At 71.7% G+C, this 15,304-nt stretch carries 13 protein-coding genes; 10 read left to right on the top strand and 3 right to left on the bottom strand.

Annotation, left to right across the window (positions count from 1 at the left end; genetic code table 11):
* Positions 1-18 precede the first annotated feature (18 nt).
* Genes H2038_RS07070 through lpxB form a run of 8 tightly spaced genes read left to right on the top strand, consistent with a single transcriptional unit; the run spans position 19 to position 8,574 of the window.
* On the top strand, positions 19-1,233 hold the full coding sequence (locus tag H2038_RS07070; protein WP_292110908.1) for an RIP metalloprotease: 1,215 nt from the start codon (positions 19-21) through the stop codon (positions 1,231-1,233).
* Between the two features lie 32 nt (positions 1,234-1,265).
* Entirely contained in the window at positions 1,266-3,671 is a 2,406-nt protein-coding gene (gene bamA, locus H2038_RS07065) for an outer membrane protein assembly factor BamA (RefSeq protein ID WP_292110905.1), read from the top strand.
* Between the two features lie 40 nt (positions 3,672-3,711).
* Positions 3,712-4,299: an OmpH family outer membrane protein gene (locus H2038_RS07060; RefSeq protein ID WP_292110903.1), complete on the top strand. Its 588-nt coding sequence runs from the start codon at positions 3,712-3,714 to the stop codon at positions 4,297-4,299.
* A 10-nt stretch (positions 4,300-4,309) separates the two neighbouring features.
* The gene (gene lpxD, locus H2038_RS07055; protein WP_292110900.1) at positions 4,310-5,326 is read left to right on the top strand and encodes a UDP-3-O-(3-hydroxymyristoyl)glucosamine N-acyltransferase; all 1,017 of its coding nucleotides are present in this window, start codon (positions 4,310-4,312) and stop codon (positions 5,324-5,326) included.
* Positions 5,323-5,787 (top strand): 3-hydroxyacyl-ACP dehydratase FabZ, encoded by a 465-nt coding sequence (fabZ, locus tag H2038_RS07050; RefSeq protein ID WP_292110898.1) that lies wholly within the window; start codon positions 5,323-5,325, stop codon positions 5,785-5,787. Before lpxD ends, fabZ begins: the two co-directional genes overlap by 4 nt.
* Entirely contained in the window at positions 5,784-6,572 is a 789-nt protein-coding gene (lpxA, locus tag H2038_RS07045) for an acyl-ACP--UDP-N-acetylglucosamine O-acyltransferase (RefSeq protein WP_292110894.1), read from the top strand. The genes fabZ and lpxA overlap by 4 nt, the downstream gene beginning before the upstream one ends.
* Complete coding sequence (lpxI, locus tag H2038_RS07040; protein WP_292110893.1) at positions 6,569-7,402, top strand: UDP-2,3-diacylglucosamine diphosphatase LpxI; 834 nt, start codon at positions 6,569-6,571, stop codon at positions 7,400-7,402. Before lpxA ends, lpxI begins: the two co-directional genes overlap by 4 nt.
* Positions 7,399-8,574 (top strand): lipid-A-disaccharide synthase, encoded by a 1,176-nt coding sequence (gene lpxB, locus H2038_RS07035; RefSeq protein WP_292110890.1) that lies wholly within the window; start codon positions 7,399-7,401, stop codon positions 8,572-8,574. The genes lpxI and lpxB overlap by 4 nt, the downstream gene beginning before the upstream one ends.
* On the opposite strand, the gene H2038_RS07030 is transcribed toward lpxB, so the two are convergent.
* A complete protein-coding gene (locus H2038_RS07030; RefSeq protein ID WP_292110888.1) occupies positions 8,571-9,707 on the bottom strand; it encodes a transcriptional regulator in 1,137 nt (378 codons plus the stop codon). The two genes, lpxB and H2038_RS07030, sit on opposite strands and share 4 nt — an antisense overlap.
* Positions 9,708-9,793: 86 nt before the next feature.
* On the opposite strand from H2038_RS07030, the gene H2038_RS07025 reads away from it, so the two are divergent.
* The gene (locus H2038_RS07025) at positions 9,794-10,294 is read left to right on the top strand and encodes a hypothetical protein (RefSeq protein ID WP_292110885.1); all 501 of its coding nucleotides are present in this window, start codon (positions 9,794-9,796) and stop codon (positions 10,292-10,294) included.
* A 16-nt stretch (positions 10,295-10,310) separates the two neighbouring features.
* On the opposite strand, the gene gltA is transcribed toward H2038_RS07025, so the two are convergent.
* Complete coding sequence (gltA, locus tag H2038_RS07020) at positions 10,311-11,612, bottom strand: citrate synthase (protein WP_292110882.1); 1,302 nt, start codon at positions 11,610-11,612, stop codon at positions 10,311-10,313.
* A gap of 68 nt (positions 11,613-11,680) precedes the next feature.
* Positions 11,681-13,102 carry a glutamate--tRNA ligase gene (gltX, locus tag H2038_RS07015; protein WP_292110879.1) on the bottom strand — a complete coding sequence of 474 codons (1,422 nt, stop codon included), beginning with the start codon at positions 13,100-13,102 and terminating at the stop codon, positions 11,681-11,683.
* Here gltX and H2038_RS07010 point away from each other — a divergent pair.
* Positions 13,101-15,278: a ComEC/Rec2 family competence protein gene (locus H2038_RS07010; RefSeq protein WP_292110875.1), complete on the top strand. Its 2,178-nt coding sequence runs from the start codon at positions 13,101-13,103 to the stop codon at positions 15,276-15,278. The two genes, gltX and H2038_RS07010, sit on opposite strands and share 2 nt — an antisense overlap.
* Positions 15,279-15,304 lie beyond the last annotated feature (26 nt).

The raw sequence follows: 15,304 nt of genomic DNA, 5'->3' as shown, positions 1-15,304 counted from the left end.
GGAGGAACCCATATCGGCATGACGGGCTTTCTCGGTCAGGCTCTGCTCTACATCGTGCCCTTCCTGCTGGTGCTGACGTTCATCGTCACCATCCACGAGCTGGGCCACTTTCTCGTCGCGCGCGCCTTCGGCGTGAAGATCGACCGCTTCTCCCTCGGCTTCGGTAAGGCGCTGTTCAGCCGCGTCGACCGCCGGGGGGTCGAGTGGCGGCTCGCCTGGATTCCCCTCGGCGGCTATGTGAAGTTCGCCGGCGATCTCGACGCCTCCAGCGTGCCCGATCAGGCCGGCCTGGCCGAGCTGAAGGGACGCATCGTCGCGGAGCAGGGGCCCGGGGCGGAGCGCGACTACTTCCATTTCAAGCCGGTCTGGCAGCGGGCGCTGATCGTCTTCGCCGGGCCGGCGGCCAACTTCCTGCTGGCCATCGCGCTGCTGACGATCCTGTTCAGCGTGGTGGGCGAGCAGATCGTCGCCCCCCGCGTCGCCCAGGTGCAGCCGGGCTCGCCGGCCGCAGCGGCCGGATTCCAGCCGCGGGATCTGATCACGGCCGTCAACGGGCGCCCGGTGCGCGGCGGCGACGAGGTCACCAACATCGTCATTCTCAGCGCCGGCGATCCGTTGACCTTCACCGTCGACCGCGGCGGCGAGACCCTGACCCTCACCGCGACCCCCGAGCGGCGGCTGGAGCAGGACGAGATCGCCGGCCGGGTGCGCATCGCCCGCATCGGCCTGGGCATGTACCCGCTGCCGCAGGACTACAGCTTCCGTCGCCTCAATCCGATCGAGGCGGCCGGGAAGGGCGTCGAGACGATCGGCCGGGTCGTGGGCTCGACGTTCCGGTACCTCGGGCGGATCTTCGTCGGGAAGGAATCCGGCGATCTGCTCAACGGGCCGCTGGGCATCGCGAAGGCCGCCGGCGGGGTGACCCAGCAGGCGGTGTCGGTCGAGGCGGCGCCGCCCCTCGTCGCCGCCTACCTCGCGCTCACCCTGGTCCAGTTCGCCGCCATAGTTTCGGTCGGAATGGGGATTGTTAATCTCCTGCCGATTCCGGTTCTCGATGGAGGGCATCTGATGTTCTACGGCTACGAAGCCGTGGCGCGCCGTCCCGTGCCCGCCCGCGTGCAGGAGGTCGGCTATCGCGTCGGTCTTGCTTTGCTGGCGGGATTGATGTTGTTCGCAACCTGGAACGACCTGCAGAAGCTGAGTCTGTTCAAATTCCTCGGCGGGCTCGCCTGATGAGCCGACGCCAGCCCCCGATGGTTCCCCGCATGATCCGAAAAGACGCGTCCGCCCTTCGTTTCGCCCGCGCCGCGAGCCCCAGCCTGCTGGCCCTGGCTGTCGCCGCCGGTCTGGCCGGCCCTGCGCTGGCGCAGACCCCGCCCGATCCGGCGGCGGCCGAGCCCGTCCAGACCGCCCCGGCGGCCCCCGAGCAGCTCCGTGTCAACCGCATCCTGGTGCGGGGCAACCAGCGCATCGACCAGACGACGGTCCTGTCCTACCTCCCGATCCAGCCCGGGGACGCGGTCGATCCGGCCGTGCTGGACGTGGCGGTCCGCACCCTGACCCGGACGCAGCTGTTCGCCGACGTGCAACTGGGCGTGCAGCCCAACGGCGACCTGGTGGTCGAGATCGTCGAGAACCCGATCATCAACCAGGTCGTGTTCGAGGGGAACAGCGCCGTCGGGGACGACAAGCTGGAGGAGGAGGTCACCCTCCGTCCCCGCGGGATCTACACCCGGGCCCGGGTGCAGGAGGACGTCGGCAAGATCGTCGAGCTGTACCGGCTCTCGGGCCGCATTTCGGCGACCGTGACGCCGAAGATCGTCCAGCTGGAGCAGAACCGCGTCGACGTGGTGTTCGAGATCGACGAGGGGCCGGAGACCGGCGTTCGCGCCATCACCTTCCTCGGCAACGAGGCCTTCCCGGACAACGACCTGCGCGAGGTGATGGTCACCAAGCAGTCGCAGTGGTGGCGGCTGTTCACCAGCAACGACAACTACGACCCGAACCGGCTGGACTACGACCGCGAGCAGCTGCGGAAATTCTACACCAACCGCGGCTACTATGACTTCCGGGTCGTGTCGGCGATCAGCGAACTGGCGCCGGACGACGGCTCGTTCGCCATCACCCTGACGCTGGACGAAGGCGACCGCTACAACTTCGGCAAGGTCGAGGTGGTCACCGAAAACGACCGGCTCAACGCCGACTTCCTGCGTCTCCTGCTGCCGATCCGCGAGGGCGACCTCTACGAGAGCGACAAGATCGAGTCGGCCGTCGACGCCCTGACCTTCGCGGCCGGTTCGGCCGGTTACGCCTTCGTCGAGATCGAGCCGAACTACCGGGCCAATCCGGAGACCGACACGGTCGACGTGACCTTCAACATCCGTGAGGGCCAGCGGGTCTACGTCGATCGCATCAACGTCGTCGGCAACACCCGCACCCTCGACCACGTGATCCGCCGGGAGATGATGCTCAGCGAGGGCGACGCCTTCAACCGGACCCTGCTGGAGCGCTCGCGCAACAACCTGCGCGGCCTGGGCTTCTTCAAGGACGTCACCGTGGAGGAGGCGCGCGGCTCCGCCCCTGATCGCTCGGTCGTCAACGTCACCGTGACCGAGCAGCCGACCGGCGAGCTCTCCGTGGGCGCCGGCTTCAGCTCCGTCGACTCCTTCGTCGTCAACCTCGGCGTGACCGAGCGGAACTTCCGCGGGCGCGGCCAGAACGTGGTGGCGCGGCTGGAATGGGGCTCGCTGCGCCAACAGATCGACTTCCGCTTCACCGAGCCGAGATTCCTCGGCCGCGATCTGCGCGCGGGCTTCGACGCCTTCCACTCGCGCTACGACCTCAGCGAGTACTCGTCGTACGACTACCGCTCGACTGGCGGCGGCCTGCGTCTCTCGTACCCGCTGAACGGCTACACCCTGCTCAGCACGCGCTACTTCCTGAAGAGCGACGAGATCATCGTTCCCACGAACTACTGCGGCGCCAGCGGCTCGGGCTCCAACGCCCTGTGCGACCAGGTCGGGTCCTTCCTCAATTCCTCGGCCGGCTACACCCTGTTCGTCGACCGGCGGAACGATCCCGTTCGCCCGACGCGGGGATGGACCGGCTCCCTGCGCCAGGACTTCGCCGGCATCGGCGGCGACGTGAACTATGTGCGCACCGAGGCGGACGTGTCGGCCTACTGGGGGATTTCGCCGGAGTGGGTGGTCAGCGCCAGCGCCTCGACCGGCTACGTCACCGGCTGGGGCGGCGATCCGATCCGGATCAACGACCGCTTCTTCAAGGGCGGCAACAGCTTCCGCGGCTTCGAGACCGCCGGCATGGGACCGCGGGATCTGACCACGACGGACGCCCTCGGCGGCAACTTCTACGCCATCGGCACCCTGGAGCTCACCGTCCCCAACGGTCTCCCGGAAGAGTACGGCATCCGCACCTCCCTGTTCGCCGACGTCGGGACGCTGGGCCTGCTTGACGATCGCTACACGGTCAACTCGCAGGGGCTGCCGGACTCCAACATCGTCGACGAACTGGCGCTTCGCGCCTCCGCAGGCGTCAGCATCCACTGGCGCTCCCCGATGGGGCCGATCCGCTTCGACCTCAGCCACATTCTCGGCAAGGAAGACTACGACAAGACCGAGACCTTCCGCTTCTCGACTTCCACCCAGTTCTAGGCACGCGGCCCGCAGGGTCCGTCAAACAGGCAGACTACCCATGAAAATCCTCACCATCGGCGCGGCCCTCGCCGCCATGGCCCTGGCCGGAACCGCCCAGGCCCAGGAAGCGCAGCAGCTCCGTCACGGCGCGCCCATTCCGGGCCTGTGCGTCCTCAACCTGCAGGGCGTCTTCGGCCGTTCGACGGCCGGCCAGGGTCTGGCCTCCCGCCTGCAGCAGCTGCAGCAGGAAGTGGCCGGCGAACTGGCGCCGTACCAGCAGGCGATCGAAACCGAAGGCCAGGCGCTGGAGACCAGCGGCGCCAGCCTGTCCGAGGCCGAGCGCCAGCAGCGCGCCGGCGCGCTTCAGCAGCGCTATACCGAATACCAGCAACTGCGCCAGACGCGCGTGCAGGAGCTCGAGTACACGGAGTTCGTGCAGCGCCGGGCCCTCGCCGCCGCCGCCGATCCGATCGTTGCGGCGGTCTACCAGGAGCGCGGCTGCAGCATCCTCCTGAACCGCGCCGAGGTGTTCCAGCTGAACCCCGAGATGGACATCAGCGAACTCGTCCTCCAGCGCCTGAACAGCCAGGTCCCGAGCCTGCCGGCGTTCAACCGCATGCCGGTCCCGGTTCAGCAGCAGCAGTAATCGACGCACCGTGCCCGATCCGCGTTTCTTCGAAAGCCTGCCGGCGCGGCGCGTCGACGAGCTCGCGGAGCGGATCGGGGCGGAGGTCGCGCGCGGCGGAGACCGGATCGTCTCCGCCGTGGCGCCGCTGGCGGTCGCCGGCCCGGCCGACGTCGCCTTCCTGGCCGACCGGCGCTTCCTCGACCAGGTGGGGGCGACCGCCGCCGGCTGCCTGATCCTGCCGGCCGCCGCCGTCGAGGCGGCCCCGGCGGCCGCTGCGGTGGTGGTGTCCCGTGAGCCGCAGGCCGCCTGGGCGCGCGCCTCGGCCCTCCTGCACCAGCCTCTCGAAATGACGGCCATTCCGCTGGCGGAAGCGGCCGAGGACGACAGCGTCGTCGCCGATCCCGGCGTGGTGATCGGGCGGGGCGCCCGCATCGGCCGCGGCACGCGCATCGGCGCGAACACGGTCATCGGGCCCGGCGTGCAGATCGGCCGCGACTGCCGCATCGGCCCCAACGTCAGCATCGCCTGCGCCCTGGTCGGCGACCGGGTGAAACTGTACGCCGGGGCCCGGATCGGCGAACCCGGCTTCGGCGCGGCGGGATCGGCCGGGGGGCCGATCGACATCCCCCAGCTCGGCCGGGTGATCCTGCAGGACGGCGTGACCGTCGGCGCCAACAGCTGCATCGATCGCGGGGCCTACGACGACACCGTGATCGGCGAGAACACCAAGATCGATAACCTGGTGATGATCGGCCACAACTGCGTCATCGGCCGGAACTGCCTGCTGGCGGGGCACACCGGCATCGCGGGGTCGGTCAAGGTCGGGGATGGCGCCGTCTTCGGCGGCAAGGCCGGCGTCGGCGACCACATCGCCATCGGCGCGGGGGCCCGCGTGGCGGCCGGCGCAGGCGTGCTGTCCGACATCCCGCCGGGCGAAACCTGGTCCGGCTATCCGGCCCGGCCCCTGCGTCAGTTCTTGCGCGAGACCGTCTGGGTGTCCAAACAGGCGTCCGCAAAGGCCCGCGCGGGAAAGACGGACGAATGAGCGACGACGGAAAGATCGACTACGCCGAGGTGATGCGGCGGCTGCCGCACCGGTATCCCTTCCTGCTCATCGACAAGGCCGAGGATTTCGTCGCCAACACCTCCATCGTCGGCATCAAGAACGTCAGCCACAACGAGCCCTTCTTCCCCGGCCACTTCCCGATCGATCCGGTGATGCCGGGCGTGCTGATCGTCGAGGCCATGGCCCAGACCGGGGCCCTGCTGATGTCCAAGACGCTGGACGTGTCGGTCGAGGGCAAGGTGATCATGTTCATGTCCATCGACGGCGTGCGCTTCCGCAAGCCGGCGCGGCCGGGCGACCAGCTGCGCATGGAGGTGAAGGTGACCAAGGCGCGGGGCGACGCCTTCAAGTTCCGGGGCGAGACCTTCATCGACGGCAAGCTGGCGGCCGAGGCCGAGTTCATGGCCATGGTGGTCACAGTGGCGGAGCCGGCGGCGTGAGCATCCATCCCACCGCCACCGTCGACGCGAAGGCGGAGCTCGCCGACGGCGTCGAGATCGGCCCCTGGTGCACGGTCGGGCCGGGCGTGATCCTGTCGGAGGGCGTGCGGCTGGTCAGCCATGTGGTGGTTCAGCAGGACACCACTGTCGGGCCGCGCACCGTCATCCACCCCTTCAGCGTCATCGGCGGCGACCCGCAGCACGGCGGCTACAAGGGCGAGCCGGTGCGGCTGGAGATCGGCGCCGACAACGTCGTGCGCGAGCATTGCACCTTCAACCGCGGCACGCCCGGCGACCGCAAGCTGACGACGATCGGCTCGAACGGCCTGTTCATGACGGGCGCCCACGTGGGCCACGACGCCATCGTCGGCGACCACGTGACCATGGCCAACCACGCCACGCTTGGCGGCCATTCGCGCGTCGGCAGCCGGGTCTTCCTCGGCGGCCTGTGCGCGGTGCACCAGTTCGGCCGGGTGGGGCAGGGGGCGATCGTCGGCGGTCTGGCGGCGGTGACCCGCGACGTCATCCCCTACGGCTCGGCCTGGGGCAATCACGCCAGCCTGCACGGGCTCAACCTGGTCGGGCTGAAGCGCAAGGGCTACGGCAAGGACGCCATCCGCCGCCTGCTGGCCGCCTATCGCGACCTGTTCGAGCGCGACGACGCGCCCTTCGCCGAGCGGCTGGACGCCGTCGAGGCGGGCTACGCCGATCTGCCGGAGATCATGGACATCGTCGCCTTCATCCGCGACGGCGGCCGGCGGCCGCTGTGTCTGCCGGAACAATGAGCGGCAAGCTGGGCCTGATCGCCGGCGGCGGCGCCCTGCCGCTGTCCGTCGCCGCCCGCTGCGAGGCCGAGGGACGGCCCGTGTTCGTGGTCCGGCTCGCCGGCTTCGCCGACCCGCATCTCGCCCATTATCCGGGCATCGACGCCGGCATGGCGGAGATCGGCCGCATTCTCTCGGCGATGAAGAAGGCCGACTGCCGGGCGGTCTGCCTCGCCGGCATGGTCAACCGGCCGGACTTCCGCACCCTGAAGCCCGACTTCAAGGGCGCGACCCTGCTCCCCGGCATCATCAAGGCGGCCAGCCAGGGGGACGACGCCCTGCTGCGCAAGATCCTGTCGGTGTTCGAGGCGGAAGGCTTCGCGGTCGAAGGGGCGGACGACATCCTCGGCGGCGAAACCCTCCCCGCCGGCGCGCTCGGCGCCCTGCAGCCGACGGCGGAGCAGCTTTCCGATCTCAGGAAGGCGCTGCATGTAGCGGAAAAGTCAGGCGAACTGGACATCGGCCAGGGGGCCGTCGTGTGCGAAGGCCTGGTGCTGGCGGTCGAGGCGCAGGAGGGCACGGACGCGATGCTGATGCGCGTGGCCGGCCTGCCGGCGGACCTGCGCGGCGCGCCGGGCGCGCCGAAGGGCGCCCTCGCCAAGGCGCCGAAGCCGATCCAGGACCTGCGGGTCGACATGCCGGTCATCGGGGCCCGCACGGTCGAGCTGGCGGCGGCGGCGGGTCTGGCCGGGGTCGCCGGGATCGCCGGCAAGCTGATCGTCATCGACCGGCCCGCGATCATTGCGGCGGCCGACCGGCTGGGCCTCTACGTCTGGGGCGAGACCCGGTGAGCCGGCCGCTGAAGATCATGCTGGTCGCCGCCGAGGCCTCGGGGGACGACCTCGGGGCCGGCCTGGCCCGTGCGCTGAAGGCCCGGCTGGGGGACGACATCGCCTTTGTCGGCGTGGGCGGGGCCAAGATGGCGGCCGAGGGCGTGGCCAGCCCGTTCGACATCCGCGAGCTCTCCGTCCTCGGCTGGCTGGAGGGGCTGAAGGCGTACGGCGCGGTGAAGCGGCGGGTCGCCGACACCGCCGCCCTCGCCGTTTCCGAGGCGCCCGATGCGGTCGTGCTGATCGACAGCTGGGGCTTCACCATCCGGGTCGCCCGGGCGATCCGCGCCGCCCTGCCTGACGTGCCGCTGATCAAGTACGTCGGCCCCCAGGTCTGGGCGTCCCGGCCGGGGCGGGCGAAGACCCTCGCCGACAGCGTCGACCACCTGCTGGCCCTCTACGCCTTCGACGCGCCCTGGTTCGAGCGCGAGGGGCTGCCGACGACCGTGGTCGGCTCCCAGGCCCTGCACGTGGACATGAGCGCCGCGGATCCGGCCCGCTTCCGGGCCGAGCGGGGGATCGATGCGGACGCCGATCTGCTGCTGGTCCTGCCCGGCAGCCGGCCGTCGGAGATCCGGCTGATGACGCCGGTGTACGAGGGCGCGGTGGCGCGGCTGCGCCAGGGCGATCCGGCGCTGGAGATCGCCGTGGTGGCGGCGGGCCCGGTGGTCGGGGAGGTCGCCGGCCGCGTGGCCTCCTGGCCGTTTCGGGTCCACCTGGTGCAGGAGGCGGAGAAGTACGACGCCATGCTGGCGGCCACGGTCGCGCTCGCCACCAGCGGCACGGTCTCCTCCGAACTGGCGCTGGCCGGCGCGCCCATGGTCATCAGCTACCGCTTCCAGCCGCTCAGCTACGCGATCATGAAGCCGTTCTTCACGGGCAAGTACGCGACGCTGTTCAACCACGCGGCGGACGAGGAGATCGCCCGGGAGCTGATCCAGAAGGATGCGACGCCGGAGAAGCTGGCCGCGGAGGCCGCCCGGCTGCTCGGCGATCCGGAGGCGCGGCGGGCGCAGGCGATCCGCCAGACCCGGGCCCTCGACCTGATGGGGCGCGAGGGCCGCCATCCGTCGGAGATCGCCGCCGATGCGGTGCTCGCGGTGATCCGCCAGAAGTCCGGCCGGACCCTCTAGTCGACCGGGGTGGGGCGCAGCAGGGCGCGCCAGCCGTCGCCGTGCAGGGCGCGCCGGGCGAGGATCATCGCCGCCACGAGGCAGGCGCTGAACAGGGCGCCTTCCAGGGCGCCGGTCAGGCTCTGGCTGACCGGGCCGTAGCCCGTCTCCCCGACCAGCGCGCCGATCTGGTCGAGGCGCAGGCGCGATCCGGGGAAGCGGCCGGCCAGCTGCGCCAGACTGCCGCCCATCAGGGCCCCGCCCGTCAGCGGGATGACGGCTCCCGCCGCGCCCCCCGCGAGGGCCGCCGCGGTCACGCTGCGACGCAGGCGCAGGGCGTCCGGGCCGCGGTTCGCCAGCCAAGCCCCCACGCCCACCGCCGCGCCCAGCAGGGCCCCCTCGGGCGCGCCGGTGATGTTCCCCGGCGTCTGCCCGAACAGCAGGCTGAAGGCGTCGCCGGCCACCAGCTTGACCGCGGCGCCGACCACCAGTCCGCCGAGGGCGCCGCCGAGGATGCTCCACGGCCCCGGGCGGCCGGCGGCGAAGCCCGACCAGGCGATGCCGAGCCCGACGCCGAGACCGCCGATCAGGCCCACGAAGACGGTCAGGCAGATCAGCACCAGCAGGATCGACACCGCCCCCATGCCCGCCTGCAGCGGCTGGGAGGCCCCGATGAAGCCGTAGAGCAGCCCGCCCAGCACCCCGGCGCCGCCGCCGCCGGCCATGCCCGCGGCCGCGAGCAGGGCGATCAGCGGCGCGGGGGCGATCCGCTCCGCGGCCGGCGGTCCGGCGGGCGGCGACGCTGTGGTCGACGGGACCGGGGCGGGGGCCTCGTCAACCCGCTCCACCGCAGCGATGAAGCGGTAGCCGTGCTTGGGCACGGTCTCGATGAAGCGCGGCCGGCCGGCGTCGTCGCCGAGCTGCCGGCGCAGGGTGCGGATGCACTGCGTCAGCGCCTCGTCGGTGACCGGGACGCCGCGCCAGACCTCCTCCAGGAAACGATCCTTGGAGACCAGACGGCCGTGCTCGCGCACCAGCAGGGCGAGGGCGTCGAGATAGCGGGCGTTCAGCTCGACGGATTCATCGTGCCGACGCAGCTGGCGGTCGTGCGGGTCGAGCAGAAAGCCCTCGAAGCGGAACCGGCCCGGCGCCATGTTTCAGCACAACCTCATCACTTGCTCATGCCGCTCAGCGGGCGCGAAGGCAGGCTCGAACCTCCCCCAGCGACGGAGGCAAGGCAATGCTTGATCAGGCGGAAATCGGCGGATTGAGAGAGGGACGGCGGTGGACCATCGCCAGCGCCGAGGGCGGCGCGGGGCTGCGGGGGCTTTCGATCCAGGTCGACCCGGTCGGAACCGAGCGGGACGACCTCATACTGGTCCCCGGGCCCGTGCGCCGCGCGGCGTCCGGATCCCTCGTCTGGTGCGGCGACCTCAGGAGCCGCGCGCGGGACGTCTGCCACCATGTGGCGGTGGAGATCCGCCTTCTCGACCGGTGCGGCCGCCGCGTCGGCGGGCTGGAGGCGCGTGCGGCGCATCTGGCCCCCGGGGCCGGACTGGCGCTCGAGACGCCGCTCGACCGGGAGGCGACGCGCCTTCAGGTCCGCCTGCTCCGCTGGCGAACGCGCGACATCGGCGTCGAGCTGGGGCCGCTTCCGCCGCAGGATCTGCCCCTGCCGCACCGCCGGGACGTCCGGAACGACGAAGGCGCCGGAGCTCCCGCTCCGACGCCCTCGTTCTGAGCCTGGCCGCAGGCGATCAGCCGCGGTTCTGGATCGGCACGTAGTCCCGCTCCGTCGGGCCGGTGTACAGCTGACGCGGGCGGCCGATCTTCTGCGACGGGTCCTCCATCATCTCCTGCCACTGGGCGATCCAGCCGACGGTGCGCGCCAGGGCGAACAGGACGGTGAACATCGAGGTCGGGAAGCCCATCGCCGACAGGGTGATGCCCGAGTAGAAGTCGACGTTCGGGAACAGCTTGCGCTCGATGAAGTACTCGTCGTTCAGCGCGACCTTCTCGAGCTCGCGGGCGACCTGCAGCAGCGGGTCGTTCGGATCGCCGACGGCCTCCAGCACCTCGTGGGCGCTCTGCTGCATCACCTTCGCGCGCGGGTCGTAGTTCTTGTAGACCCGGTGGCCGAAGCCCATCAGCTTGTATTTCTTGGCCTTCACGCCCTCGATGAACTCGGGGATCCGGTCCGGCGTGCCGATCTCCTTGAGCATGTTCAGCGCCTCCTCGTTGGCGCCGCCGTGCGACGGGCCCCACAGGCAGGCGATGCCGGCGGCGATGCAGGCGAACGGATTGGCGCCCGACGAGCCCGCCAGGCGGACGGTCGAGGTGGAGGCGTTCTGCTCGTGGTCGGCGTGGAGGATGAAGATGCGGTCCATGGCCCGCGCCAGCACCGGATTGACCACATAGTCCTCGGCCGGCACGGCGAAGCACATGCGCAGGAAATTCTCGGCGTAGTTCAGGTCGTTGCGCGGCGACACGAACGGCTGCCCGACCGAGTACTTGTAGGCCCGGGCGGCGATGGTCGGCATCTTGGCGATCAGGCGGATGGCCGAGATGTTGCGCTGGACCGGATCGTGGATGTCCAGGCTGTCGTGGTAGAAGGCCGACAGGGCGCCGACCGTGCCGACCATGATCGCCATCGGGTGGGCATCGCGGCGGAAGCCCTCGAAGAAGCGGTCGAACTGCGAGTGCAGCATCGTGTGCATGGTGATGCTGTTCTCGAACGACTCGTACTCCGCCGCCGTCGGCAGCTCGCCGTGCAGCAGGAGGTGGCAGACCTCGACGAAGTTCGACTTCGAGGCCAGCTGGTCGATCGGGTAGCCGCGGTGCAGCAGCACGCCCTTGTCGCCGTCGATGAAGGTCAGGGCCGACTCGCAGCTGGCGGTCGAGGTGAAGCCCGGGTCATAGGTGAAGGCGTCGGTGGCGCCGTACAGCTTGCGGATGTCGATGACGTCGGGACCGGTGGAGCCCGAGAGCACCGGCAGATCGACGGACTTGTCGCCGTAGGTGAGCTTCGCCGTGCCGGCGGCCTTGGCTTGTTCGGTCATATGCGCCCCTTCGCGATTCTGCGGCGGCCCGGCGCGGGGAGGCGCCGGCCGCGTTTCGATTGTGAACGTCACTTAGTCTGTTGCAGCGCATCGTCCAAGCGCCCGAGGGCTTCTTCCCGCCCCAAAGCCGCCAACGTTTTCGCGATATCCGGCGACGGGGACCCGCCGGCAAGGGCGGCGCGGACGGCCGGGCCGATCTTGCCGAAGCCCACGGCCTCCTCCCCGGCGAAGGCCTTCAGCTCCGCCTCGAGAGCGAAGACGTCCCAGCTCGCGAACAGCGCCAGCCGATCGCGCAGTCGCCCGATCCGCTCGCCGGACTCGCCGGACAGCAGGGCGCGGCCCTTGTCGTCGAGGGCGAGCGGGCGGGACTTCAGCACGAAGGCGGTCTGGTCGGCGAGTTCGAGGGTGGTCTTCGCCCGGTCCTTCACGAAGGGCATGGCCTGCAGCAGCCGGGCTTCGTCGTTCTCGCCGAGGGCGTGGCCGCGCGCGAGGTGGACGTCCAGCGTGAGCTTGGCCAGGCGATCGTCCTCGGCCATGCGGATCCAGTGGGCGTTGACGTGGGCCAGCTTGTCGAAGTCCAGCCGGGCGGGGGCCTTGCCCACGCCGGACAGGTCGAACCACGCCCGGGCCTGCTCGTCCGAGAACAGCTCGTCGTCGCCGTGGCTCCAGCCGAGCCGGGCGAGATAGTTGCGCATGGCCTCGGGCAGGTAGCCCATCTCGGCGTATTCGTGCACCGCCTGCGCGCCGTGGCGCTTGGAGAGCTTGGCGCCGTCGGGGCCGTGGATCAGCGGGATATGGGCGAACACCGGCCGCGGCCAGCCGAGGGCGTCGTAGATCAACGATTGACGAGCGGCGTTGTTGAGGTGGTCGTCGCCGCGGATGACGTGGGTCACGCCCATGTCGTGGTCGTCGACCACCACGGCGAGGTTGTAGGTCGGCGCCCCGTCGGAGCGCAGGATCACCAGATCGTCCAGGGCCGCGGAGTCCCAGCGCACCTGTCCCTGCACGGCGTCCTCGACGACCACGGCGCTGTCGAGCGGCCGGCGGAAGCGGACGGTGTGCGGGCGGGCGAGGTCGTCGACGGTCGGCTCGCGGTCGCGCCAGGGCGACTCGAAGGGCCGGCCCTCCGCCTTGGCGGCGTCCCGCAGGGCGCCGGTCTCCTCGGCGGTCAGGAAGTCGCGGTAGGCGCAGCCGCTTTCCAGCAGCAGGTCGACGACTTGGCGGTGCCGGTCGGCGCGGGAAGCCTGGAAGACCGGTTCCTCGTCGGCGAACAGCTCCAGCCAGGCCAGACCGTCGAAGATCGCCTTCACCGCCGCGTCGGTGGAGCGCTCGCGGTCGGTGTCCTCGATGCGGACGAGAAACTTTCCGTTGCGCCCGCGCGCGTACAGGTAGTTGAATAACGCCGTTCTGGCGCCGCCTATGTGAAGATAGCCGGTCGGCGAGGGGGCGAAGCGGGTGACCACTTCGGGCTTCGGGTCAGGTGAGGTCATGGCGGGTCGGTCCGTTCGGGCGGCCCTTATAGCGCCCGACGCGGCGAAGCCCACCCCGGCGGCGCGGGCGCGGCGCTTCCTGCGGGACCAGATCGCCGCCCAGGCCCTGCGCTGGCGGCTGTGGGCCCCGGTGGCGTTCGGCGGCGGCTGCGCCGTCTACTTCGGCCTGCCGTCCGAGCCGCCGGTCGCGCCGCTCGTGATCGTGGCGGCGGCGGCGGCCGGCGTCTGGCAGGCGGTCCGGCGGCGCGGGGCCGGACGGGCGTGGACCCTGCCGCTGATGCTGCTGGCCTGCCTGGCCCTCGGTCTGGCGACGGCGCGGCTGCGCACCGAATCCGTCGCCGCCCCCGTCGCCCCCGCCAGCGACGGCCCGACGGTCATCGAGGGCTGGGTGGTGGACGTCGACAGCCCCGGGGCTGCCGGACCCCGCGTCGTGCTGGCGCCGGTGCGGATCCGCGGCCTGGCGCCGGAGGCCACCCCCGTCCGCCTGCGCGCCACCCTCCGCGGCGAGGCGCCGCCGCCGGGGACGCCGGTGCGTCTCTACGCCATCCTCAATCCGCCGCCGGCCCCCGCCAGCCCCGGGGCCCACGACTTCGGGCGGGCCGCCTTCTTCCAGCGCATCGGCGGCGTCGCCCTCGCCGTCGGCGAGACCCGGCCGGCCCTGCTGCCGGAGCCGCCGTGGCGGCTGCGGCAGGTGATGGCGGTGAACGCCGTCCGCTACGATCTCGCCCGGCGGATCGTGGCGCGCCTCGGCCCCCGGACAGGCGGCGTCGCGGCGGCCATGACCACGGGTCACGAGGCCTGGCTCGACCCGGACGAGGTCGAGGCGATGCGCGACTCCGGCATCGCCCACATCCTGTCGATCTCCGGCCTGCACATGGCGGTGGTCGGCGGCTTCGCCTTCTTTCTCGTGCGGCTGCTCGTCGCGGCCTGGCCGTGGTTGGCGCTGCGCGCGCCCGGCAAGAAGGTGGCGGCGGTCGCCGGCCTGCTGGCGGTGAGCGTCTATCTGGTGGTCTCCGGCGCTCCGCCCCCGGCCGAACGGGCGGCGATCACCGCGGGCATCGCCTTCGTCGCCGTGCTGCTGGACCGGCAGGCGATCACCATGCACGCCCTCGCCGTCGCCGCCCTCGTCGTGCTGGCGCTGCAGCCGGAGGCCATCGTCACGCCCGGCTTCCAGATGTCCTTCGCGGCCACCGCCGCCCTGGTCGCCCTGGTCGAGGCGTGGCCGCGGCGGCCGAAGGAGATCTCGGCCCCGTGGCCGATCCTGGCGGTGCAACGCATGGGCGCCTGGCTGGGGGCGGCGGTGCTGGCCAGCCTCGTCGCGGGCGCGGCGACCGGACCGTTCGCCATGCAGCACTTCAACCGGGTGGCCATGTACGGCCTGGCGGCGAATCTGACGGTGGCGCCGCTTTCGGACTTCCTGGTCATGCCCGCCCTGGCCCTCGGCGCCCTGCTGGAGCCCGCGGGGCTGGGCGGGCCTTTCCTGTGGCTGGCGGGGCAGGGGATCGACGCGACCCTCGCCGTCGGCCGCCAGGCGGCGGGGCTTCCCGGCGCGGTGCGCACCGTCGCCAGCGCGCCGGACGCCGCCCTGCCGGTCGCCTTCCTGGGCGTGCTGTTCATCTGCCTGTGGCGCGGACCGCTGCGCTGGCTCGGGCTGCCGTTCGCCTGCGCCGTCCTGCTGTGGCCGCGCCCCCCGGCCCCGGACCTGTGGATCGGGGACGGCGGGACCCAGGCCGCCTATGTGAGGGGCCGCGAGGCGGTGGTTGTCCGCCCCGGCGTCCGTGAGTTCGCGGTCGACGTCTGGTCGCGACGGCGGGGCCTGACGGCGGCGGCGCGGCCGGCGGAAGGATGGGCCTGCTCACGCCTCGCCTGCGCGCCGACCGCCCTCGAAGCCGGACCGGTGGCCCTGTGGTGGGGGCGCCGGCCGCCGCAGCCGGCGGAGATCGCCGGGATGTGCCGGTCCGCCGCGGTCGTCGCCGTCCGCGCCGAGGTCGCCGCCCTGCCGGCGGTCTGCGACGGCAGGCTGGTGCTGGACGGCGTCGACTTGGCGCGCGGCGGGGCCGTGGAGCTGTGGCGGGACGGGCCGCCGGCGGCGGGCCGGTGGCGGGCGTCGTGGACGGCGGACGCCCGGGGCGACCGCCCGTGGTCCCGGATGACGGCCGCGCCGTCTCCGGGATGACAAGGGGCCTCCCGCTCGAAGGGAAG

The organism is Brevundimonas sp., from assembly GCF_013912005.1.
GTDB lineage: Bacteria > Pseudomonadota > Alphaproteobacteria > Caulobacterales > Caulobacteraceae > Brevundimonas.
The sequence above is the reverse complement of the archived record's forward strand: the minus strand, read 5'-3'. Positions and strand labels throughout refer to the sequence as shown.